The 24687-nt window shown below is 38.7% G+C and carries 21 protein-coding genes; 1 reads left to right on the forward strand and 20 read right to left on the reverse strand.

Features of this window, described 5'->3' with window-relative positions; genetic code table 11:
- Positions 1–6: 6 nt before the first annotated feature.
- The 18 genes from FS608_RS20015 to FS608_RS20100 all read right to left on the reverse strand — a co-directional run bounded on the left by FS608_RS20015 (position 7) and on the right by FS608_RS20100 (position 21495).
- Positions 7–615 carry a YesL family protein gene (locus FS608_RS20015; protein ID WP_186328826.1) on the reverse strand — a complete coding sequence of 203 codons (609 nt, stop codon included), beginning with the start codon at positions 613–615 and terminating at the stop codon, positions 7–9.
- Between the two features lie 33 nt (positions 616–648).
- Positions 649–2145, reverse strand: coding sequence for a glycoside hydrolase family 32 protein (locus FS608_RS20020; RefSeq protein ID WP_144554319.1), 1497 nt, complete (start codon positions 2143–2145; stop codon positions 649–651).
- A 75-nt stretch (positions 2146–2220) separates the two neighbouring features.
- On the reverse strand, positions 2221–2457 hold the full coding sequence (locus FS608_RS20025; protein WP_144554321.1) for an aspartyl-phosphate phosphatase Spo0E family protein: 237 nt from the start codon (positions 2455–2457) through the stop codon (positions 2221–2223).
- 105 nt (positions 2458–2562) lie between these two features.
- Complete coding sequence (locus FS608_RS20030; protein WP_144554323.1) at positions 2563–3534, reverse strand: PfkB family carbohydrate kinase; 972 nt, start codon at positions 3532–3534, stop codon at positions 2563–2565.
- Positions 3535–3604: 70 nt separating this feature from the next.
- A complete protein-coding gene (locus FS608_RS20035) occupies positions 3605–5245 on the reverse strand; it encodes an ABC transporter substrate-binding protein (protein ID WP_260871749.1) in 1641 nt (546 codons plus the stop codon).
- An 84-nt stretch (positions 5246–5329) separates the two neighbouring features.
- A complete protein-coding gene (locus tag FS608_RS20040; RefSeq protein WP_251026625.1) occupies positions 5330–6244 on the reverse strand; it encodes a carbohydrate ABC transporter permease in 915 nt (304 codons plus the stop codon).
- Between the two features lie 18 nt (positions 6245–6262).
- Positions 6263–7219: an ABC transporter permease gene (locus tag FS608_RS20045; RefSeq protein ID WP_144554325.1), complete on the reverse strand. Its 957-nt coding sequence runs from the start codon at positions 7217–7219 to the stop codon at positions 6263–6265.
- A 301-nt stretch (positions 7220–7520) separates the two neighbouring features.
- Positions 7521–8495, reverse strand: a complete 975-nt coding sequence (locus FS608_RS20050) for a LacI family DNA-binding transcriptional regulator (protein ID WP_144554328.1) — start codon at positions 8493–8495, stop codon at positions 7521–7523.
- A gap of 145 nt (positions 8496–8640) precedes the next feature.
- On the reverse strand, positions 8641–9453 hold the full coding sequence (locus FS608_RS20055; RefSeq protein ID WP_144554330.1) for a Cof-type HAD-IIB family hydrolase: 813 nt from the start codon (positions 9451–9453) through the stop codon (positions 8641–8643).
- 149 nt (positions 9454–9602) lie between these two features.
- Positions 9603–9800: an ABC transporter transmembrane domain-containing protein gene (locus FS608_RS20060; RefSeq protein ID WP_144554332.1), complete on the reverse strand. Its 198-nt coding sequence runs from the start codon at positions 9798–9800 to the stop codon at positions 9603–9605.
- A gap of 50 nt (positions 9801–9850) precedes the next feature.
- Positions 9851–10036, reverse strand: coding sequence for an ABC transporter ATP-binding protein (locus tag FS608_RS20065; RefSeq protein ID WP_144554334.1), 186 nt, complete (start codon positions 10034–10036; stop codon positions 9851–9853).
- A gap of 96 nt (positions 10037–10132) precedes the next feature.
- Entirely contained in the window at positions 10133–11272 is a 1140-nt protein-coding gene (locus tag FS608_RS20070) for a Gfo/Idh/MocA family protein (RefSeq protein ID WP_144554336.1), read from the reverse strand.
- 36 nt (positions 11273–11308) lie between these two features.
- Entirely contained in the window at positions 11309–12295 is a 987-nt protein-coding gene (locus FS608_RS20075) for a carbohydrate kinase family protein (protein WP_144554338.1), read from the reverse strand.
- A 149-nt stretch (positions 12296–12444) separates the two neighbouring features.
- Positions 12445–16251, reverse strand: a complete 3807-nt coding sequence (locus FS608_RS20080) for a GH32 C-terminal domain-containing protein (RefSeq protein WP_144554341.1) — start codon at positions 16249–16251, stop codon at positions 12445–12447.
- Positions 16252–16319: 68 nt separating this feature from the next.
- Entirely contained in the window at positions 16320–17798 is a 1479-nt protein-coding gene (locus FS608_RS20085) for a glycoside hydrolase family 32 protein (protein ID WP_144554344.1), read from the reverse strand.
- 183 nt (positions 17799–17981) lie between these two features.
- A complete protein-coding gene (locus tag FS608_RS20090) occupies positions 17982–19598 on the reverse strand; it encodes an ABC transporter substrate-binding protein (RefSeq protein ID WP_144554346.1) in 1617 nt (538 codons plus the stop codon).
- Positions 19599–19659: 61 nt separating this feature from the next.
- Positions 19660–20541: a carbohydrate ABC transporter permease gene (locus tag FS608_RS20095; RefSeq protein WP_144554348.1), complete on the reverse strand. Its 882-nt coding sequence runs from the start codon at positions 20539–20541 to the stop codon at positions 19660–19662.
- Positions 20542–20559: 18 nt separating this feature from the next.
- Positions 20560–21495, reverse strand: coding sequence for an ABC transporter permease (locus FS608_RS20100; protein ID WP_144554441.1), 936 nt, complete (start codon positions 21493–21495; stop codon positions 20560–20562).
- A gap of 262 nt (positions 21496–21757) precedes the next feature.
- Between FS608_RS20100 and FS608_RS20105 the strand changes: the two genes are divergently transcribed.
- Positions 21758–22663, forward strand: a complete 906-nt coding sequence (locus tag FS608_RS20105; protein ID WP_144554350.1) for a nuclease-related domain-containing protein — start codon at positions 21758–21760, stop codon at positions 22661–22663.
- Positions 22664–22701: 38 nt separating this feature from the next.
- Here FS608_RS20105 and FS608_RS20110 read toward each other — a convergent pair whose 3' ends face one another.
- On the reverse strand, positions 22702–22926 hold the full coding sequence (locus tag FS608_RS20110) for a hypothetical protein (protein WP_144554353.1): 225 nt from the start codon (positions 22924–22926) through the stop codon (positions 22702–22704).
- Positions 22927–23357: 431 nt separating this feature from the next.
- Positions 23358–24683 carry an ABC transporter substrate-binding protein gene (locus tag FS608_RS20115; protein ID WP_144554355.1) on the reverse strand — a complete coding sequence of 442 codons (1326 nt, stop codon included), beginning with the start codon at positions 24681–24683 and terminating at the stop codon, positions 23358–23360.
- Positions 24684–24687: the final 4 nt, after the last annotated feature.

The raw sequence follows: 24687 nt of genomic DNA on the forward strand, positions 1-24687 counted from the left end.
TAATCTTCAGTTTGTTCCCTTCATGTTTAACAACTGGTTAAACCATAATTGACATAAGTAATAAACTGCATATGCTGCGAGACTACCGATGATGAAAATCGTAGCTGGATAAAAGTAGAAAAGAGCAGTACCCGCCGCAACAATTATCAATAAAAGAATCGTTAAGACTGGGTTCATAAGGGAAAAGAGAAAGGCATTTCGAATAACGTGCTTAAAGCTTAGTTCAAAATGGACCATAATCGGAAATAGATAAATGGAGATCGAACTAAACAACAAAATGCCAATGACTAAGATGATATACAGAATGAGGTGACCAACAGAACTGCTTGGATCTATAAGCCTATAATCAAAATATAAGAAACAGGCAAGTACCGACCAAATAATCGAGATAATAAAGCTTTGTTTGAAATTTCCTTTAAAAATTTTTAAAAAGCTTTTAAAAATACTTTCTGTTTCCTGTTGTAAAATGCGTTTGCGGACAACGCCAAACATGGCTGCTGTTGCAGGAAAAAAGGTTATTAAGGGGAGCGAAGTAATGACCCATAGTAAATTTAAAAGAAATAAATCTACCATTGAATTCAAGGTATTAAATAATCTGTTGTTTAAACCATTCATTAATTCCATTCCCCCTATTACCTTTTCACTACATTATCGCCAAGTAGATTTTAACGAATAAAGCTCTAACGAGTGTAACTTAATTTCTCCATTATTTACATAGAGCTCCAATTGCTTATTTTCTTGATTTGGGAAGATTAAGTCCGTTATGACGGACTTTCCATTATTTCCAAACAATTCTACAGACGACTGGTCAACAAAAACATGTAAAGTGATCTTATTATTTTCTGGTAGTAAATAGCACTCATGTTTTCCTGCGAAGGCATCATGGAAAGCAGCCTCTCCCGAATTAGTTCGATCTATAAATAATGTTTGGTTTTCTACATCAAATCCAATAATTGTTTCTTCATTGGCTCCCTTACAAACCTTGTACCCAAATTCCGTTGCGGTTCCAATTTCAAACTCCGCAATGATTTCGAATGTGTTACTATTCACATTTTCTAAAAGATTTTTACCGGGTACAACCACTTCGTTTTGAATTACTATTTTTTCATCACGAATACCTTGTAACTCACGAACCGGTTTTTGTACAAGCCGAATCCCTTCTTCAGTTTTCTTTAACTCAAGTACTCTAGGAATCGTCATCGCACTTCGCCATTCTTTTGTAGGTGTAACATTTGCATATTGCCAGTTGCTCATCCAGCCAATATAAATCCTTCTTCCGTCTTCAGCTGGAACATCGGACCAGCTAACGCCCGCATAATTATCACGTCCATGATCAATCCAAAGGGTCGTTTCTGGTTTGTAATCATTGAAAAATGTTTTACCATCAAAATCGCCAATAAAATATTGCGTTCTGGATCCTTCTTCATATTTTGGATCATTGCCAATGCTGACAAATAGCACCCATTTTTTCTGATTGGAATCCCCATCAACAGTTAATTCAAAAAGGTCGGGACACTCCCAGACACCCTGATGTGAGCCATGTCCTTCTCCAAATTCACTCGTAAACTCCCATGATAGTAAATTTTTCGAAGTGTATATTCTAACGGTTTGACCTGCGGCTAATACCATGATCCATTGATTTGTTTCACGGTGCCAGAACACTTTGGGATCACGAAAATCTGTTATACTTTCTTCTTGCAGAACAGGGTTCCCCTTATATTTTATCCATGTACGCCCATTGTCTTTGCTATAGGCAAGACTCTGCCTTTGTCGTGGACGGTCCGAATCAGGGTATGTATCCGCATGGGTGAAAATTGCCACTAACCCTGATTTCCCTTCAAAGAAACCGCTTGTGTCGTTCCAATCCACGACTGCACTACCCGAAAAAATCGTTCCATGCTCATCTGGTGCCAAACCAATCGGGAGGTGTTCCCAGTGAACAAGATCTTTACTTACCGCATGCCCCCAATGCATCGGACCCCATGTCGTTCCATCGGGATGATATTGATAAAATAAATGATATTCTTCGTTATAATACACCATCCCATTCGGGTCATTCATCCATTGGCGCTCCGGTGAGAAGTGATACTGCGGACGGTATTTTTCTGTATAATACTGTTTTTTTTCCAAGACGTTATTATTCATTTCTTACACTCTTCCTTTCCCAGGAATCCTTTTTTTAGACTTTGTTAAGGTTTGCTGTTGATTATTTCAGTTAAACTATTTACTATGAGTAATATTTACAGGCTCAATCTTGTTTTCATCATAATAAAGAGTCTTTGCTGTTGATAAAGATTGAGAATGGTATATGATGTTTTGCAACATGATGATTTTTCCATCTAATTGCTGACTAATTTTTATTACACGTGGATCAGAAATGCCCTTCTTCTTTGCTAATTCGTACATACTCTGGCGAAATTCATCTATAGTCTCCCGTAAAGCTGATACAGTCCCCATTGATTTTATTTCCTTTCCACAGTTTATCGAATATTGTTAATATATAAAAACTAATCTATCTATATAAAACCAGCACAGACTTTTACCCTCCGCCCAAAATCAACACTAGCCTTTAACAAAGCCTTTTTTTAAAAACCTTTCAACTTGCTCAATAGTTGGAATACTAGGAATCCCACCTTTTCCTTCTGTCGTTAGGGCACCGACTGCATTAGCAAAAGTGACGATTTCTTCAATGTCTACTTCAGTTAAGTGATCTAGAGGTTTATTCATTTCAAGGATTTGAGATAGTGCACCACCCAAGAAGGCATCTCCTGCTCCCGTCGTATCGACAACGTTTACTTGATATCCTTCTTTACTGCCATAGAAGGTTTTGCTTCGGTAAAAACAGCCTTCGGATCCTAGTGTTACAAAAATAACTGCTGTACCAAACTGTTCCTGTAAAACTTCCGTCCCTTTTACTACATCACAGTATCCCGTTAAAAATTCCAATTCTTCCTCAGAAATTTTCACAATATCTGCATATTCAAATCCCACTAAAATCTGCCGCTTTGCATCATCAAGTGACCGCCATAAAGGAATTCGAAAATTAGGATCATAGGAAATCGTTACCTTATGCTTTTTGGCATATCCCAATGCAGTAAAAGTGGCTGACGCTGCCGGTTCATCAGTTAACGATATGGAACCGAAATGAAAGATGCGCGATTGTTTAATTGTATCTTCATTAATTTCAGCTTCCTCTAGCATGATATCGGCACCTGGATTTCGATAAAAGCTAAAAGAACGATCCCCTTTTTCATCTAAATGCACAAAGGCTAAGGTTGTATTGACAGTTTTCGAGAATAAAAGATTGGTTGTATCAATCTTTTGGTCTACTAAGACACCCTTAAGCATCTGGCCAAATTGATCATGGCCCACTTTTCCGATAAACGCGGTTTTCTTATTTAATCTTGAAAGTGCCACAAGGACATTGGCCGGCGCTCCGCCAGGGTTTGTTTCAAATAAACCATTCCCCTTTTCCGAATGACCGGACGGAGTAAAATCAATTAATAACTCTCCTAAAGCCGTGACATCAAACATGTACATCATCCTATTTTGTATTTTTAAAAGGAAAGCCAGACACGAAAGGTTGTCTGGCTTATATTTAGAATTATTGCTTGTTATAGCGGTCTAATCCTTTTTGGTAAACTTTCATTAATTTATCAAGACCCATATCATTTAATTGCTTTACATAAGCATCCCATTCTTTTTCAATTCCGCCCTCGACCAACCATTGCGCTTCTTTTTGCTTCACAAACGCCTTAATTTCCGGCTCAATGGTATTAATCACTTCAAGTTCTTTAGGGCTAAAGAAGATCGCTGGATAGTTTTCTTGTACCATATGCGGTTTATAATACTGGTCTAGAATTTGTAATCTTTCTTTCGCTCTTGGCTCCATGTCTACCACTTTGCCAAAGTGCTCCTTTAAGACTACAAACGGACCGCCCGGAGCAACCTTTTGACGTAATTCACCCATTGCTACGCCTGCTGGAAGCTCTTTATTGACTAACATGCCATTCGCATCTTCCTCGTATATTTCACCGATTGGGCCCCAGTTGATTTGCGCAGACATCTTTGGCTCATACAACTGGTCAACCCAGCGCATCGTAATCTCAGGGTTCTTATTTGCTGAGGTAATCACAAAGGCATCTCTTCCATACTCAGAATAGTTTGAACGTCCAATGACAACTTTGCCATCTTTCCCTTTTAATGGAGGCAATACGACGTAATCTTTTACTCGATCGGTACCCACTACTTCCGTATTTTCCCACCAAATAAACGAGCCTAGTGTTGGATCTTGGGTTTTCCCTTTGGCAAATAACTGTTCCGTCTTTTGGGTTACAACCTCAGGGTCAATTAAACCTTCTTTTACCCAGCTGTTATAATAATTAATTGCTTCTTTAAACTCTGGCTGAACCGCTGCATAAAGGACTTTTCCATCTCTTACAATACGGTGGTCTGCTTCAAATGGAGCATCCGGCAATCCGAATAAACCAATTAAATCTCCTTCATTACCGCACCAGCCGTTATACCAGAAAGTCAGCCCAATTTCATCTTTCTTACCGTTTCCGTTCGCATCCTTTTCGACAAATGCTTTTAACACATCATGATATTCTTCTAATGTCGTTGGCATTTGCAGACCCAGTTTATCTAACCATGTTTTATTTATGAACATAATGTTAGGCATTCCGATTAAATCCATTTCTTCTGCACGCGGCAGGGAATAAATATGTCCATCCGGTGCTGTTACAACTTTTTTCAAGTCTGGTCTTTGTTCAAATAATTTTTTTAAATTCGGGGCATATTCGTCAATTAAATCCTCTAATGGGACAATGGTACCATTCTGGCCATTTTGTACAAGATCATTATCGGTAAAGCCTGACGCATAGAACGCATCTGGCAGGTCGCCACTTGCCAGCATTAAGTTTTTCTTTTCTTGGTATCCATCACCTGGTATATTATTCCATTTAATTTTAACGTTTGTTGCTTTTTGAAGTCGATCAAAAATCACCATTTTGGAATAGTCGGGTGCGAGAGCTGCCTTTGGTGAAACAATGTTTAGCGTTACTTGTTTGTCGACAATCGGTAAACCTGTTTTATGAAAGGCAGCATCTGCTTTTTTATCGGAACTAGCTGAATCATTGTTTGAGCAGCCAGTTAATGCTAATGAAGCACTTAATCCTAAAACCAACGCCATTGCCATGCTCTTTTTCTTGTTTTTCTGGACATTTTTCCTGATTGATCGAATCATTTGTTTTTCCCCCTCTAGGATATTAATTGGATGGTAAACAATCAATTACGTCTACCATCACCCCCTTAATGCTGATCATTACTATTAACCTTTAATTCCGCCAATCATAACACCTTTTACAAAGTACTTCTGGACAAATGGATAGACGATTAAAAGCGGTATGGAAGCTACAATAATGACACCGTACTTAATTAGCTCAGACACTCTTTGTTTTGCTGCTAGTGAGTCCAAATCACTGATCATCATCGTCGAGCTCTGATTTTGAATTAAGATATTTCGTAAAATTAATTGCAATGGATATAAGTTTTCATTATTCAAATAGATTAACGCATCGAAATAGGAGTTCCAGTGCCCTACTGCATAAAATAGGACCATAACAGCCACAATCGGTTTTGATAAAGGAAGGACAATTTTCCAGAAGAATTTCACATCCGAGCAACCATCTATTCGTGCTGCTTCTAATAACTCATTAGGAATAGAAGACTCAAAAAACGTTTTGGCCACAATGACGTTCCATACCGCAACAGCTTTTGGAAGGATTAGCGCCCACATAGTGTTAAGCAAACCAAGATTCTTAACAACCAGGTATGTAGGAATTAATCCGCCTGAGAAAAACATTGTCATGAGGAATAAAAACATAATCACATTTCTTCCATATAAATCTTTTCTTGATAATGCATAGGCAGCCATTAAGGTAAAAGAAACGTTTACAATCGTACCAACCACCGTATAGATGATGGAGTTCTTATAGCCCAGCCAAATCTTGCTGTCTCCAAAGATTCTCTGATACCCTTCCAGGGTCAGCTCTTTGGGTAATAGCCATACCTTTCCTTCGTAAATCATGTTTGGGTCACTGATAGAGGCAATTACAATAAAGTACAATGGATACACTACCAATAGTAAGATGATCGCGACCAGAAAAAAGTTAATAATATCAAAGACCTTATCTTCCTTCGATTTTCTTGTCATTCTCTTATTCTTTAAAGCTAATATACTCATTTATGCTGCACCTCCTTATTACCATAATCCTGTTCCAGATAATTTTTTTGCAAACTTATTTACTAAGACTAATAAAACTAAGTTAATCACTGAATTAAACAATCCTACTGCGGCAGCAAAACTATATTGCGCCTGCTGTAACCCCATCTTATAAACATAGGTTGGGATAATCTCTGCTGCCGGCTGGTTCATTGGCGTTTGTAACAGGTAGGCCTTTTCAAAACCAATATTCATAATGTTACCAACATTTAGAATTAATAGAATAACAGCCGTTGGCATAATCGCCGGAATATCCACATGAAAAATACGCTGCCACTTATTTGCTCCATCCATTACCGCAGCCTCATGCAGTTCAGGGCTGACTCCTGCAAGTGCTGCTAGATATATAATCGCAGCCCATCCGGTTTCTTGCCAAACGCCTGAGGCAATATATAATGGTTTAAACCAATCAGGTTTTGCCATAAACGAAATCGGATCACCGCCAAAAATCAGGATTAAGTTATTAATAAGACCATTGTTTGAAAAGAAGACATAAATCATACCCGCTAAAACAACTACTGATATAAAATGCGGCGCATAAACAACTGTTTGAACAAAACGTTTGTACTTATCACTTCTAATTTGGTTCATCATGAGAGCTAGAAAAATGGGAAGCGGAAAACCAACGATTAGTTGTATAATGCTAAGACCAAGAGTATTTTTAATCAGGCTCCAAAATTGATAGGAGTCGAAAAATCTCTCAAAATGTTTAAATCCAACCCACGGACTTCCCATAATTCCTTTTGTTGCAATAAAATCTTTAAATGCAATTAATACTCCATACATCGGGACATAATGGAAAACAATAAAATAAACTAAAGCGGGTAAAAGAAATAAATAGAGCTGATAATTACTCAAGATTTTTTTTAGTTTTGATGCTTTTCTTACTTGGATGGGTGAATCGATGATCGGATTTGCCTTCCTTGCCACTTCCATATTCTTGCCTCACTTTCAACAATGTTTTTTTGTTTTGTCTAACATTTCAATTGAAACGTTTCCAACAATAGCTAAAAAATTTTGTGTTATCTAAACCGTTTCTTCCTTTCTTTACATCATAGGTATTTCGATAAATCTCTTACTTGAATGCTTCATTGAAACGTTTCCAAAGGGAGTTAAAAAAATTTATATTTCTAAGGTTCCTCCCTCTCTGTAACGAGAGGCATTTGATAAACCCTTATCCTCCAACTTTTTAATTGAAACGTTTCCAATGAAGAGTTAAAAAAATTGCAAATAATAGCTAAGTTGTTTCGCCCTCTCTGTACATGACAGGGATTCGATAAATCTCTTGCTCCAGTGCTTCACCTTCAATCTTTCTTAAGAGAAGCTTTACAGACATTCTTGCCATTTCCTCAACCGGCTGCCGGATCGTTGATAGAATTGGATGAAACAGCTTATTATCCTGAATTCCATCATATCCGATTACTTTTACATCCTCTGGAGTCCGCAAGCCATATTGTTTAGCTTTATCGATATAATTGGCGGCAAGTAGATCGGTATTGGCAAATATCCCGTCCACACCCTGATGTTCTTTCATTTTAAAGAAATTTTCGAAGTATTTTTCATCATTAAAAACAGCATCAAGCACCTCGTAGATGATATATTCGATACCTTGAGCCTCTGCTTCATCGATAAATCCCTTTTTCCGAAGTTCAACCTCACTATAAACATCACTATAGGTTGCAAGATATGCGGCTTTTTTAGTTCCCACTTTCACAAGCTCTCTTACGGCAATGCGGCCGCCAGTGTAGTTATCCGAGGTTACGCATGTGATTTTTTTTCCAAAATGGCGGTCAATGCTGATAATCGGAATATCAGTACTCACACTATCTTCGATGTCATTGTAAGTGATTCCAATAATGCCTGCTACTTTATTCTGATTGAGCATATCTAAATAATAAAGCTCTTTGTCAGGTCTTCCCCCACTATTGCAAAGCATCAATTTATACCCTTCTCGGTCAAGCTCATCTTCGATATAATAGGCGAGCTCTGAGAAAAATGGATGCCATACACTCGGAATCACCAGCGCAACCATTGTTGATTTTTGCATTTTAAAATTTCTTGCCACTTCGTTTGGAATATAATTTAATTGTTTGATCGCTGCATTCACTTTCTCCCGGGTTTCAGGCTTTACAGTTGGATGATTGTTTATGACTCGTGAAACAGTGCCAACCCCAACTCCTGCCAGTTCTGCAACATCTTTAATGCTTGGCACTACCACTACCTCCAGTAATAAAGCGATTTCATTCACTTATAATATTATCGCTTTGGAAACGTTTCATCGTTTCCATACACCTATAATATCACCATCTTGGAAACGTTTCAATGCTTTTTTTGTAAAAAAATTCTGATTTCTTTTTTCAAGCTAGAATGTATTTTTTTAATGCCTCTGCTACACCGTCCTCATCATTGGAAAGTGTGATATCATTAGCAATTTGTTTCACTTGTTCCGGTGCATTTCCCATGGCAATTCCAAGTCCCGCAAATTCGATCATATTTATATCGTTATAGTTGTCGCCTATTGCGATTATCTCGTTTTTTAGGATATCAAACTTTTCGCATAAAAATTCAAGGGCAGAAGTTTTGGTTGTATGTTTAGGCATTATTTCTAAGTAGGTAGGTTTTGAAGGATAAATATTTAAATGATTAGAAGGATATTCTTTCATTGTTGTATCCAATTGTTGGATATCTGGGGATTCAGCCATACATAAAATTTTATTAGGTCCAGTACTTTCTTGCTCCCAAAAAGTAAAAAGGTTACTAAAATCGGAAATAGCAGGAGTAATACTGGTTATTTCACTCTCTTGTTTTGCCCATTCATCCATTTCTTCTATATACCATTCATCATCCTTGTATAAACTGATATGGATGCCTAAGTTTTTAACAATAGTATACACCTTCTTTACATCTGAAACTGGTATCGTAATGTTCAATTGTAGATCACCATGATTCCAAATAAGAGCACCGCTGTAACAAATAATCGGCTGAACAATATTTAGCTCTTTCTGTAAGAACAACATACCTTTTGGCATTCTTGCAGAAACTAAGATGACTGGAATATGTTTTTCATTTGCGACATTCTGGATGACTTGTTTCGTTTTTTCCGTAATCTCATGCCTGGAATTCAGTAATGTCCCATCAATATCCAAACATACCATTTTGAAATTACCCATATGAATCCCCCTAGTCCTTAATAAAATATTTTTAGTCGGAATTTATAACAAGTGTCTAAATTTATAGTAAGCTAATATATCAATTATATCGTCGATTTGAAGATCATAAATGTATTGTCAATAAAAATTGGTTTTCTTCTTTAAGTTAACTAATTTTGTCCTTTTACCTTTATGAACTGACACATCTCATTACCTCGCTGTGAAACTGCTTCCAAATCCCCAGTCATGCGCGCCATGACATCTCCCACTTTTGTTCGATCATAAGTACTAAAATCCAATTGATGAAGACGAGTATACAACTCTTCCCTTATCGTAAATATTACATTTTGCGAAATCCGCTCAAACATTAATTGATACCTCTAACGAATCACTGTCTTGGTTATGGTTACACCAATCATTAATCCCAACAGGGGGGCCATAATAAATCATTCTGATGTCCATAAATGACCTTATCGATGATTTTACCTGCAATATAGGGATTAAACATATTTAGTAACGAAACAACTAGAACGAGAGAAAGACCAAAGAATAATTTAACTTGGTAATTCCGCATATACCCCCATACCCAACGTATACTATGCATGTATTTACTTCTCCTTCCTATAGTTCATAAAAACTAAAGTGAAAAGCCCTCCTTTAATTAAGAAAGGGCTGTACCTAATTTACTAACCTATTTCTTTTATCTTAATCCTTTAAGTTCCGGTGTTAAGATTGATTTCATCTCTTCCAGAACGGTATCTTCATAGGCATGTTTTTTCCCATTAAGTATGTCTTGAACTTTAACGGGCTTGCCGATTGTTGCAGATTCAAGAGCAGCAAATACAACTCCTAATGCTTCCAGGCCTCTCATCGCACTCGAAATAGGTGTTTTATTTTCAGCAATGGCTTCCCATAATTCTACATAGGAATGAGCGAATGGATGTTTAACTATATTCGGGGCAAACCGCTCAATCAATTCCGGCATCAGAATTTTTTTCCCATCTTCAAGAGTTGCATGAAGCCCAGGGCGAAGGCATCCCTTACTTCCATAAATCCACACACCTCCTGTCCCTTCACCATGGGCTGATGTAGCACACATCCAATGACCGAGTCCTCCATTTGTAAACTTGAAGACCGTAACGGCCGTGTCTTCTCCCGTAGGTTTGACCGTTACATTCCCATTACTTAATTCTTTTTCAAAAATTTCCGTATAGGCAAAAACTTCATCAATCGAACCATTAATCTCAGTAAAAAAGTGAGTTCTATGAACTCCATGATCATTGATCCAGCCCGCCCCTGCTTGACCTTTCATATGACGCCATGGCGTACCGGCGAAAAATCCGCGATTCAATGTAACAGTTGCATAATCAATTATGAAAGATACGCGACCAATCAGACCTTCTTTTACTGCCTCAGCAATAGCAACATTTTCTGCCCCTAATACGCTGGGTTCGGATAATGTTAAGACTCTATTATACTTTTTTGCATCAGCGATCATTTTCCGGCCAAAAGACGGGGAAATGGAAAGCGGCTTTTGCATTTGTACATGAACCCCTGCTGCAAAGCAATCTTCTGCTACTGTATGATGCAAATCATGATTGATTAGGATGGATATGGCATCTAATTGTTCTTTTTCCAACATCAAACGATATTCCGTATAGACTGCAGGACGGTTGCCTAACCGCTTTTCCACCTCTGAAGCAAACTGCTCAGCCCTTTCCTGCTGAATATCACAAACCGCTGACAATTCAAATGTTTCAATTCCGTTTCTTTTTAACTCTTTCAACCCTTCAACATGTGCCATCGCAATAACACCACAACCAATAAAACCTAGTTTCATTAGACACTCTCCCTTAAACTTATAAAATGGACTGACTTAAAGACTTTTAATCAGCGTATCTTTAAAACTGTTTATTTCCACTTGGGTCGGCAGGGCAGAAATGGCCCCTACTTTCGTGCAGACCATCGCTCCCACTTTATTACTAAAGGAAATGATTTGTTTTAGGTGTGCGAAATCTTCTAAAACACTTTTCGGCTCTTCTGCTTTCGCCAGCTGGTAAAGCGTTGCTCCTACGAAAGCATCCCCGGCACCGGTAGAATCGATTGCATCAACTACAATACTAGGGATGGTTTCGATGTGATGGTCATTTGAAATCAATGTCCCTTCTTTCCCTAACGTAACGGCTACTGCTATTGCCCCTATTTGATGAAGGGCAGCGATTCCTTCTGTTAAATTATCTGCTCCCGAGATAACCTTTAATTCATCATCACTGACTTTGACAAAATCAGCGATCGCGATTCCCTTTCTTACCAACTCTACAAATTGTTCTCTTCTTCCCTTCCAAAGGTCATGTCTAAAGTTAGGGTCAAATGAGATAAATTTTCCTTTATTTTTGGCATCCTGCATTAAATTTAAATAAGTGGTTTGAAATGGATCATCCAATAAAGCGGTCGCTGAGCCAAAATGTAGAATACTCGATTCCATGATTCTTTTTTTATCAAGATCATTTTCCGTTAAAAATGCATCTGCCCCGCGATTAAAAACAAAATCTCTTTCTCCATTTGCTTTTAACGAAACAAAAGCTAATGTTGTTGGATGCTCATCATCGAGCACAAGCATGGAGGTATCGACATTCACTTCATCTAATGTATTTTTTAAAAAATGCCCAAACGGATCATTGCCAACTTTTCCACTGAATAAGGCATTGCCCCCCAGTTTCACAATCGCTGCACACACATTCGCAGGGGCTCCCCCAGCCTGTTTTACAAAATTTTGACCTTTTACTAAATCAATATCTATATCTGTACAGAAAAAATCGATTAATATTTCTCCAATACAAATGACTGATGAATTGTTTTTCATTTTAGCTCAACCGTCCTTTCAAATTGTTCTATATAGTAACTTGTTCATGGCCTTGCAAAAACAAAGCTCTAACCTTTGATTAGAGCTCTGCCGAAAAATAAAAATACCTATCACTGGAAGTTAACGATAATTTGCGTTTTTTTACCTCTTTATTTTATATCAGACGAAAGTGTCCACTGCTGACGCTCCGGATTCGGATTCAAATCATTGAGTGTCAAAATTCCCTCTCTCGATACTTCGAGTGCCTTGCCATTATGAACAGAAGTGATTCTTACAGTACCATTGTCATTTTTGGTAATAATCCAACGCTGATTATTATAGCCAAGATAGTTGTACAGCTGAATTTTATTTTGCCCTGTATCCATATCTAACGCTTTGCCGCCCTCTGTACGTATGGAATAAGAACCATGCTCATCACCGGTTGGAATCAAAGTCCATTTTGTAGCTTTTTCTGCATCAGCTACGGTCACAGGCTCACCGTTCTGAGAATTGGCAGTATAAATCGCTTTGCCGGTTGCGATATTCGTAAAGCTTGTTACGGTTAAGTTTGCTTCTGACACATTGCTGACATTAACATTCTGATAGGTGGCTTGACCACCAAATACATTTAAACCAAAATGGCCTTCTGCAAAGGTTCCATCCTGTAAATCCATGATTTTCTGACTATCCACATAAATCTGGATATGAGGACCTTTCGCTTCGATTCTCACCTTATATGTCCTTCCTGGTTGAATAAGGGCAGGCACCTTCCCAATTACCATACGTTCCTCAAAACCATCGTCAATCTTGTAAAAAAGACGAAAAGCCTTCATATTCGGATCAAGATTGAAGTAGTAACCGCTTCTTCCATCTTCACTTGCGCGGAATAGAACGGAACCTGCTCCTCCTGTTTGTCCCAGTATCATATCTGCTTCATAAGTAAAGTCTCCTGCAGTTTCCTTGGCCATATAGTTTGCATCACTTGTATGCGTTCCACGGATTCCATTTTCGGTAATTGTCCATTTGGAGGCAGAAAGATCTGATTTCCATCCAGTCAGATTTGTATGGAATTCACCCTCATACACTCTTACAACTACACTTGCCGAAGCCTTTCCATTTGGTGTGGAGGCTGTAATTATCGCTTCTCCTTTGCTTCCTGCTTTAAGTACTGCTTTTGAGTTAGTTGATGAGTCAACCTTTACTACATTGGAATTACTAGATTTCCAAATAATTGACTGAGTTCCCTTTCCTTTTCCATTATCTACGGAAGCAAACAATGGTAGAAAATCACCGATATTCATCTCTCTTTGATTTGTATCCATTACAATTCTTGTATCCTCATCCGCGTTTTGGTTCCAAGTATCTGCAAGAGAATGTACTTTTAAGGATACAACTTTCACATCGCCTCCCTTGGTGTAGAAATTCACACTGCGACTTGAAGGATCAGGGAAAATAACATCAGAAAAAACTACTTTTCCATCATTGGCAAATACTTCAATGGACGAATCATCTACGAAGATATTCATTTTGATACGTTTATTATCCTGTTTTAAAGGAGCTTCATGTAAAGTGGAAAATAGTCTTGAGAAATCAGTTTCTCCTGACTCAGCACGATCAACGAATATTCGATTATCTGCAGTTTTGTAGCCAACGACTGTTTTTTGGTCAGCCCCTTCATGAACATGAAAACCAAATTCGGTTAATTTGCTGGTAGAAGGAATTTCAATCTCCGCTTCTATTTCAAATGCTCCTGAAGAGATTCCCTTCAACAAGTTGGAGGCATTAGTCGGATTGACTACCTTGTTCTGTGTCTGGAAAATGGTACTGCGAATCGACTGTAGTTCCTTAATAGGAGCTTGTGCAAGTCTTATCCCTTCATCTGTTTTCACCAATCTTAATTCTCTCGGAATAGTCAATTCTCCCTTCCAGCCCATAGTTGGAAAAGCGAATGGATAATCCCAGTTGGTCATCCATGCCATTATCACACGACGGTTATCCGGCATATTGGCGAAGGACATAGATGCGTAGAACTCCTTCCCGTAATCCGTTTTCAGTACTTTACCTGCTGTATTGTCATTGACGAATTTACCATCCGCTGTCAAATGCCCTACAAAATACTCCGCATCGGATCCCTGCGTCTTCGGATTTGCTCCTGTACTAATCATCAGAACCCATTTCTTCTCTCCCGTACCGTCTACCTGAAGTTCGAAGAGATCAGGGCATTCCCATACACCGCCACGAACATAATTTCCATAACCAAAATTATCAGTAAGCTTCCAATCCATTAGGTTAGTAGAAGTAAAAAAGCGAATGTGATCTCCTCCAGATACAACCATGACCCATCGATTGTTCGCATCATCCCGGACTACTTTAGGATCACGGAAGTCCCAGCCTCCTGGATCTTCTCCATTCTTGCCCGGATTCTCAATGACAATTGGGGACTCCATTGAATATTTCCAAGTACGTCCCTGATCAGAACTGTAGGCAAGACCAATACGCTGATTACCATTAGGTCCATCTGGATTAAAGGAAGTGTAGTATGCAATTAGCCCTTTACCACCAGAATTAGTGAATAAACCGGAAGCATTATTCAGGTCCGCTACAGCAGAACCAGACCAAACATGCCCATGATCATTCCATGGCAAAGCAATAGGGAGGCGTTTCCAATTCACCATATCCTTACTTACTGCATGAGCCCAAGTCCCCCCATCTTGATGGAACAAATGATACTCACCCTCGTAGTACACCAAACCATTCGGATCACTTACAGAGCCACGAGCTGGAGTATAATGATAATCTGGTCTATATTTTTCTTTGTAATAGCTGGATGTTGGAACGAGATAAATATCCTGGAAGTAAGCAGAGCCTGATGTTACGGTAAATCCAGCAAATCCAGTTTTGTAACTCATATCCGTTACCTTTAAAGCTGCCTCAGAATATCCATCAACATAAAATTCGATTTTATTGCCATTTGTTATAATTTCAAGATGGTGTTTGGTACCCTCATGGGTTTTATAAGTGCGGTCGGATGTTTTGAGAACAGAACCGTCCGCCTTCTTCAATTGCGCTCTGACAGTGCTTCCTTCTTTAATAAGCACAGCCTGATAACCAGTTGTTCCTCGTTCATTCGTACGAAATGAAAGTGCTGCTTCCGATGGGTTTTGATCAAAAGAAACATTCCCTTCAAGTACAAAGTCGCTTGCACTCTTATTGTAGATTTGCTTGGCTTTCACACCATCAACAGCAATTCCCTTCAGACCTTTGATTGCTGGTTCCCAACTTCCTTCTTTATATATGGATGGGCCAAGATTTGTTGAAAGTTCGCTAACTTTTACATTTTGAAACAACGCTGCTCCCCCCCATACATTAAGGCCAAGAAACCCCTTCTCGTATGAATTATTTTTAACATCAATAATAGGAGCATACTTATTCTCCCAATAAACTTTGATATTGTCTTCTACCACCTTTACCTTCAGATGATAGATTCCTCCCTCTTGCAGCTTAACTTGGCGTTCCTCTTTAAATTTCCTTTCATCACGAGCATCACGAAGACGAATGATTCCCGCATTTGGAACAATTTGCAGCATGTAGGAGTCCCAGCCATCTTCACTGGAACGAAATACTAAGGTGGCGTCCGCATTCATGTCTATTATTTTTACATCCGATTCATAAATAAAATCTTCAGAATTAACACTTGATATAGCCATTACATTCTCTTTAGGTTCTGAAGTAAGCAAAAGTCCCTGTTCTGTGTCTTCTAACGTGCCTTTCCCTTTAATTTGCCAGTCTGTCAGATTAGTAATTGCTTTGGATACACTTTCAATAATTGTCGCACCCTCCCGCGTTTCTTTACTTCCCGTTTCATTCGATTCGGTTGCCCAGCCTGTTGTAGGATCAACAAGAATCGTGCCTATGGAGGCAGCGATAAGTACGATGGACAAAAATACAGAAGTCCATTTTATCAAAGTTGGTTTCATCCTTTGCCCTCTCTTCCAAAAACAAGGCTCTAACCCTATTTATTCGATTAGAGCTTTGCCTAATAAAGTTACTTCCCCCAAATGGAATCTAGTTCTGTTAGTTTTAATGAAGACACTCGGATATTTCCTTCGTTTGAAAATAAAACAATTTTCTCATATGGTTGGTTTGGAAAGATTAAGCTAGTAAATACTACCTTGCCATCATTTGCAAATACTTCTATGGAAGAAGCATCAATAAAGATTTGAAGTTTGATTCTGTCATTTTTCGTCTTCAGCGAAGCATTTTGTACCGCTGGGAAAGATTCTGAAAAACTATTATCTCCAGCATTAGTTCTGTCAACTGATATTAGTTCCTTTTCCACATCATAACGAATTACTGTCTTTTCATCTTCAGAACTTTGTAAAACGATACCAAAGGAATTAGAAGTTTGTTTTTCAAACTCCATATTCACTTCCATTAATGGACAGAACACGTTAAAAGATGTGGGTTGGTTTGATTCAATCGTTAAATTTTGATAACCTTGTGAACCTTTTCGAATCGAATTAATTTCTGGTACTACTTTCTGGACCAAGCGAACTCCATCCTCACTAGAAGTTAACGATAATTCTCTTGGCAAGGTCATCGCACTCCGCCAATCTTCAGTTGGTACTTGATTTGCATAACGCCAATTACTCATCCAGCCAATATAAATTCTTCTTCCATCTTCAGCTGGGATATCAGACCAACTTACGCCTGCATAATTATCCCTGCCATGATCCATCCAAAGAATTGTTTCATCAGTATTTTCATTTACAAAGGTTGTTCCGTCAAAATCACCTATAAAATATTGTGTTCTTGAACCTTCTTTGAAATCATGATTATCACCAATGCTGACAAACAGGACCCATTTTTGGATGTTTTCATCACCATCTACTGGCAATTGAAACAGGTCAGGGCATTCCCAAACGCCGTCATGTGACCCAGCATTATTTCCAAATTCACTTGCAAACTCCCAATCTTTTAGGTTTGGAGAGGTGTAAATGGTGATAGATTGTCCAGTCGCTAGCACCATTACCCATTTATTTGTTTCTTCATGCCAAAAAACCTTTGGATCACGATAATCGGTAATATTTACATCAGAAAGTACTGGATTTCCTTCGTATTTGGTCCATGTTCTTCCATTGTCGGTACTATAAGCAAGACTTTGACGCTGACGCGGCCGCTCGGAATCTGGATAGTTATCCGCACTCGTATAAATGGCTACCAACCCAGGTCCATTCTGGAAAAATCCTGATGTGTTATTCCAATCCACTACTGCACTTCCAGAGAAAATTGCACCATGCTCATCTGGATATAGCGCGATCGGCAGTTGTTCCCAGTGAATTAGATCTTTACTAACCGCATGTCCCCAGTGCATTGGTCCCCATGTAGTACCAAATGGATGGTATTGATAAAAAAGGTGATACTCATTATTAAAAAAGACCATTCCGTTCGGGTCGTTCATCCATTTTTCCTCAGGTGAAAAATGAAATTGCTGACGATATTTTTCTTTATATAGTTGTGTCATTATGTGTCACTCCTTTGTTTTCTTTTAATATCTTTTATTTCGATTATGATGGACAGATCTCACTGGCTTTCAATCAGATTTGTCCTTCATCGCCATTTTTTGTGAATTTCTATCATCCTAAATTGGAACAAGGCTGTACGTATGCTTGCACAGTACAACCTCAGCCCTATTACTTAAAATCGATTATTTTGTGTTCCTGTCGTATCCTGCTTGTTTAATCTTTAACCACTCTTGTAATCCTAAGCGGTCTAATTCTTTCACATATCCATCCCACTCTTTTTCCACTTTCCCATTTTGAATCCATTCCGCACGTTTTCTCATCACAAAAGCAAACATATCTGTTTCAATGGTAGTAAGCTTGTCACTATCTTCAAGAGAGAAAAATACTCTTGGATAAATATTTTCGGCAGTCATATGCGGAACCATAACATCCTTCATTAGCCCTAATCTCCATGCCGCGTCATCTGGTTTGGTGGTAACTTTTCCGTAGTACTCATCTAAAATCGCTAACGGACCGCCGACATTAGTTTTTTGTCTTAATTCTACTGGCGCAGCACCTTCTAATGGTAAGTGTTTTAGCATTCCTGCCGTTTCGTCTAATTCAAAGATGTTTTGCTGCTTTTCATCACCATACGTTCCCCAGTTATCTTGAACAGATTGTTTTGGTTCATATAATTGGTCAATCCATTTTGCCGTCAATTCAATATTTTTATCAGCACTTGTAATAACCATTCGACCTCGATCAAAGCCCATTCCATTGGTTCTAGCTACATTCACATGACCATCAGGACCAGCCAGCGGCTTCATTAAGTCATATTTGTCATTCATTCCGGTAATATTAGCTTTATCCCAAGTGAAATATAAACCATAACGATTATCTTTACCTTTTGCTAGATACGTATTCCAATCTTGTTCAAACGCTTCCACATCGATTAGGCCTTCTTTATATAATTCATTGAGGAATTTAATCCCTTCTTTATAGCCCTTGTCTGAGGCAGTAAACGTGACTTTCCCATCATTACATACAACCGTATGGTCCCAGTTTTCCCCCAGACCGAATGAACCAAATAAGAATGCTAAGTCTTCCCCGCCTGCTTGCTTACCAATGAATGACATCGGGATTTCATCAGCTTTTCCGTTACCATTTGGATCTTTTGTTTTAAAAGCAATCAATACTTGCTTTAATTCTTCTGTTGTTGTCGGCATTTTTAATCCTAATTTGTTTAACCATTCAACATTAATCCATGGGAAATCATCGACGGAGTGAATACTTTCTTTCCCTGAGCCTAACTCCTCAATCCATGGAAAGGAATAAATATGTCCATCAGGAGCCGTCATCATCGCCTCATATTCAGGTGCAGCCTCGAGGACCTTTTGTAGGTTAGGCATGTATTTCTCAATTAAATCTTCTACTGGAATAATCGCCCCATCTTTTGCTAGTTTTAATAAATCATGGTCATTAAAACCAGCATCTAAGATCGCATCTGGCAAATCGCCGCTCGCCATTGCGAGGTTTCTTTTTTCAATAAACGCATCTGAAGTGTAATTTTTCCACTTAATATGAACACCAGATTGTTCTTCTAAACGCTTATAAATTAACTTTTTATTTGGGTCAGCCGGCGCCAATGGCGAGCTTTGCGTCATAAAATTCAATGTTACTTTTTCCTTTAATGGGAATGTTACATCCTTTAGTTTGTATTCTTTGGATGATGCTGTTTCACTTTTGCTATTGTTACTGCAACCTGAAACTAGTAAGATCGTAGCAAGTGAGGCGGCCATAACTTTTTTTGCATTTTTCATATACTTATCCTCCTAAATGTTGTGTGTAAGCATTTACAAGTAAATCTATTAAATTGGCTCATTATTTCAATGAGCCCACCATAACACCTTTTTCAAAATACTTTTGGAAGAATGGATACATGACCATTAGTGGCAGACTGGAAATGACAATTGATGAGTATTTAATCATTTCTGAGAGCTTCTTAAGCTCAGCCATTGCTTGCTGATCACTAATCATTCCAGGACCCGTTTGATTTTGAATCAATATTGATCTCAAAACTAATTGTAATGGGTGTAAATTTGGATCTTCGAGATAAATCATTGCATCAAAGTAAGAGTTCCATTGACCAACAAACGCATACATCGCCAAAACGAAGATAATTGGTTTGGAAAGCGGCAAAACGATTTTAAAGAAGATTAATAGGTCAGATGCTCCATCAACCTTAGCTGCTTCATGCAATTCATACGGAATCCCTTTGAAATAAGTCCTTGCCAAGATAATATTCCAAACATTCACCGCGCCTGGTAATAAGATCGCCCATGGTGTGTTTAACATTCCTAGGTCCTTTACAACTAGGTAAGTGGGGATAAGCCCGCCTCCGAAAAACATGGTGATCATAAATAGGGTCATGAAGAAGTTCTTCCCGACAAAACCATTTACCGATAACGGATAGGCCGCGAAAATACAGACCACAACAGTGATAATCGCGAATCCTACCGAGTAAAGAATCGAATTGATAAAACCGCGCACCATTGCATCATTGGTTAAAATCAGCTGATACCCTTTAAAACTCCATTCTGAAAAATTGAATGAAATCCCTTTATTTAATAGAACCGTTGGATCCATGAATGAGGCTAGGACGACATAAACCAAGGGCACTAACACGACTAATACAGCAATGCATAGAAAGATATTGTTAAAGCCTAATATGATTCGGTCTATGCGGGTGTGCTTAATATTCATATCAAGACTCCTTTTTCGTTAATATAAACCTTCTCCTTCGTTTAATTTCTTCACGATTTTATTTACAACAAATAATAGAATGACATTGATGATTGAATTAAATAAACCAACCGCTGTCGAATAAGCATAATCACCTGATTGCAACCCTACCTTATATACATAAGTAGGCAGGATTTCTGATGAAGGTAAATTCATTGAGGTTTGCATTAAATAGGCCTTTTCAAAGCCAATCGACATAATCCCCCCCGCTGCCAAAATAAAGGTCACAGCCATTAATGGCTTTAGTGACGGTAAATCGATATGGATCATTCTTTGAAGAATATTTGCTCCATCAATTGTTGCTGCGTTGTGCAATTCAGGGTCCACATTGGCTAAAGCGGCAACGTAGATAATCGATGACCAGCCTGCAGCCTGCCAAATGCCAGAGATAATATAGATCGAACGGAAGTATTCTGGATTTGACATGAACATTAGCGGCTTTCCTGTTATGAAACTAACAAGTTGATTAATGGGACCTGTTGGTGATAGGAAAATGAACACCATACCCACGATTACAACTACCGAAATAAAGTTTGGTGCATAGAGTACAAGTTGAATATTCTTTTTAACAGCTGCCCTGCGCAGTTGATTAAGCATTAACGCAAGGATAATCGGAACTGGAAACCCTATGATTAGTCCAAAAAAACTAAGTTTAAGCGTATTCATAAAAATGTCTGCAAAGTTCGGTGAAGATAAGAATTTGGTGAAATTATCTACTCCCACCCAATCGCTTCCTAATATCCCCTTGATCGTACTAAAATCTTTAAAGGCAATAACCGCTCCATACATAGGGATGTATTTAAAAATGATAGTTAGAATAACAGCTGGTGCAATAAGCAAATAAAGATGGTAGTTTTTCTTGATATAATCAAGTTTGCTTTTCAATTTTGATGCTGCTTTCTTTTCGGTTGGAATTTTTAAAGCGGTTTCCTTTTGGGTATTTACTAATTCTTGCAAGCTTTTAACCTCCTATCTTTATTGGTTTATCTGGTTCTAACTTTAACAAATTTAAAAAAGGGAAGAGTTTAATATCTTTGGAAACGGAGGTTTAAAATTTTCGGCAGTTGAAAACGATTGCAATATGTTCGAGAAAAGATTAACAAAGTATTCACGCATTCCGACTGTTAATTTTTATATGATAAATATGGAGTTTTGAAAATGAGAGAGGAAGTGGGAAATGCCTTTTAAAGCCCGAACAGTCCCAGTTGATCTTATCAAACTACGAATTTTAAACAACCGAATGAATCTATCACGCGAGGAGAAACGGTATTATTTATACCAGGAAAAAGGCTATGAGGGTGAAGTTCAGTTTGATTTGTTAACAGAGAAGATTCAGAGTGAGTGTTATATTTTAAATGATTTGGTGCTGAAGATTAATGACACAACATTCCAACTAGATACCACGATCATTTTTCAAAAGACAATTAGCCTTTTTGATGTAAAAAATTCCGAAGGTGATTATTGTTTTCGCAACGGCGTCTTTGAAACGCTCGCTGAAAGGGAAATTAAGAATCCGCTCTATCAGTTGAAGCGCAGCAAGTCCTTATTCCGCCAATTACTCCAAAAGCACGGATATAATGTATCTATTGAGGGAAAAGTTGTTTTTATTAACCCCCGGTTTACCTTATACCAAGCTCCTCTTAACGAACCTATCATTTATCCAACGCAGTTAGAAAAATTATTGGAAGAATTAAATGTAACTCCGTCGAAATTAACCAACCAGAATAAGCAGCTAGCTGAAAAACTAGTTTCGTTACATGAAAGGGACTCCTCATTTATAAAAGTACCGCCATATGACTATGAGAAACTGAAGAAGGGGATTACTTGCAGAGATTGTGGTTCGTTTATGATCACTGTCTTGGGAAAGAATGTTATGTGTAATGATTGTGGATGCAAAGAGATAGTTGAATCTGCTGTTTTACGTAATGTGAAGGAAATTAAGATCCTTTTTCCTAATCTGAAAATAACAACCAAGGTTGTGCATGAATGGTGTATGGTGGTGAAGTCTAAGAAAAGAATAAGCAGAATTCTGGAGAGAAATTTTAAGACTGTAGGGGTACGAAATTGGACTTATTATGAGTAACCCTAGGAATCTCTGTGAAAGACTTTTTTCTTGGTTCTCTATGTGGGTTTGTCCATCGTAACCTTTGCGATAGACATTTTTCCTGTTTCCTTGGGCCGTTTTGTCCATCGGTGCCCTTCCGATGGACATTTGCCTGTTCTCTTGGGCTGTTTTGTCCATCGGAACCCTCCCGATAGACGTTTTGCCTGTTCCATTGTGTGGTTTTGTCCATCGGAACCCTCCCGATAGACGTTTTCCCTGTTTCCTTGTGGGGTTTTGTCCATCGGACCCCTCCCGATAGACGTTTTACCTGTTCCCTTATGCCTTTTTGTCCATCGGACCCCTCCCGATAGACATTTTACTTGTTCCCTTGTCCCGTTTTGTCCATCGGCTCCCTTCCGATAGACATTTTTCCTGCTCTATTGCCCCGTTTTGTCCATCGAATCCCTCCCGATAGACGTATTACCTGTTCCCTTATGCCGTTTTGTCCATCGGAACCCTCCCGATGGACATTTTACCTGTTCCCTTGTGTGGTTTTGTCCATCGGAACCCTCCCGATAGACGTTTTACCTGGTTCCTTGCCCCGTTTTGTCCATCGGATCCCAAAACCACCTAAACCACTAGGGTTATCTTATAATAAAAAACATCTCCTCTAGTACCTTAACTAGAAGAGATGCCTCCGTAAAAATTACCGATATTCCCCATAAATCTAGGTTTATTTGATTTCTTTAAGACCAATATTGATTTTTTCAACTGCCTCTTTGGCAGCAACCTTTACATCTTTTCCGCCGATTCCAACATCCTCAAATAACCTTCTGATGGCATCACTGACAACCGGATAGGCAGGAGTTACCGGGCGGTTCTTTGAATATTTTTGGCTTTGCAGTACAAATATGTTTTTTGGATATTCGTTCAACTCTGGGAAATCTTTTGCGACAGAGTATCGGGCAGGTATATCACCGGTAATGGTGACATATTTTTTCACTCCTTGATAACCGGTGACATACTTGATAAACTTCCATGCCTCTTGTGGGTGTTTGGACTTTGATGTGATGCCAAGCGCCCATCCGCCATTGGGAACAAACTGATACTTTCCCTTTGGCAGAGGAGTTACCCCAAAATCTTCTCCCAGCTTGAATTCAGGATGATTTTTTTCTAAATCTGCAAGTGTCCAAGAGCCAAGTACAGTCATCGCCAGCTTCCCTTCTTCAAAGGCACCGCCAGGTATTTCTATCGAAGCCACTCGATATTTATGATACAAGTCTTGGTAAAATCGCAGAGCATCTAACGCTTCTTTTGAATCTAAAAACCCGCTTGCAGTAGTTCCATCAGGGCTTAAAACCTTAGCCCCAAACTGCCAAAGAAGTGGTGTTTTAAAATAAGCTGGTGATTCTCCATCATTAAATCCTTGAGCTGGGTCGATTCCAATTACTCCTTTAGCAGGATTATTTACCTTCTTAGCAATCTCCAATACCTCATCCCATGTTAAAGGGTTATTGGGATCTGTTGGTGGATCTGGGATACCAGCCGCCTTTAGTAAATGTCGATTGTAATATAATGCAATACTTGACTCTACAATCGGGGCGAGATAAATTTGCCCCTTATAACTTAATCCTTTTAAGGTGGAATCAGGGATATCATCGATCTTCCCCTCTTTTCTCATGAAAGGGTCGATCGATAATAACGAACCCGTATTTGCATACAGACCAAGCGTAGGACTGTCAATGGTCAAAATATCCGGAGGGTTCCCCGCGGCAAGTTCTGTTCGCAGCCTGATCTCATAGTCACTATAGGGAATTGACTTCATATTCACCAAAATATTAGGGTTAGATGCTTCAAAGGAAGCCACTAATTCTTCAAATGCTTTATTTTCTGCCACGTTCCCGCCATTTCGCCAGAACGTCAACCGGATTGGTTCTGAATCCTTTACCGTTTCCCCTTTCTCTTTTTGGCCGTTGCCTGAGAATGTATCAAAAAAGGACAACGCATACACTAAAATACCTATAAGTATCACTGCAAAAATGGTGAACCCTCTCTTCATCTAC

The sequence above is a fragment of the Bacillus sp. X1(2014) genome, from assembly GCF_007678255.1.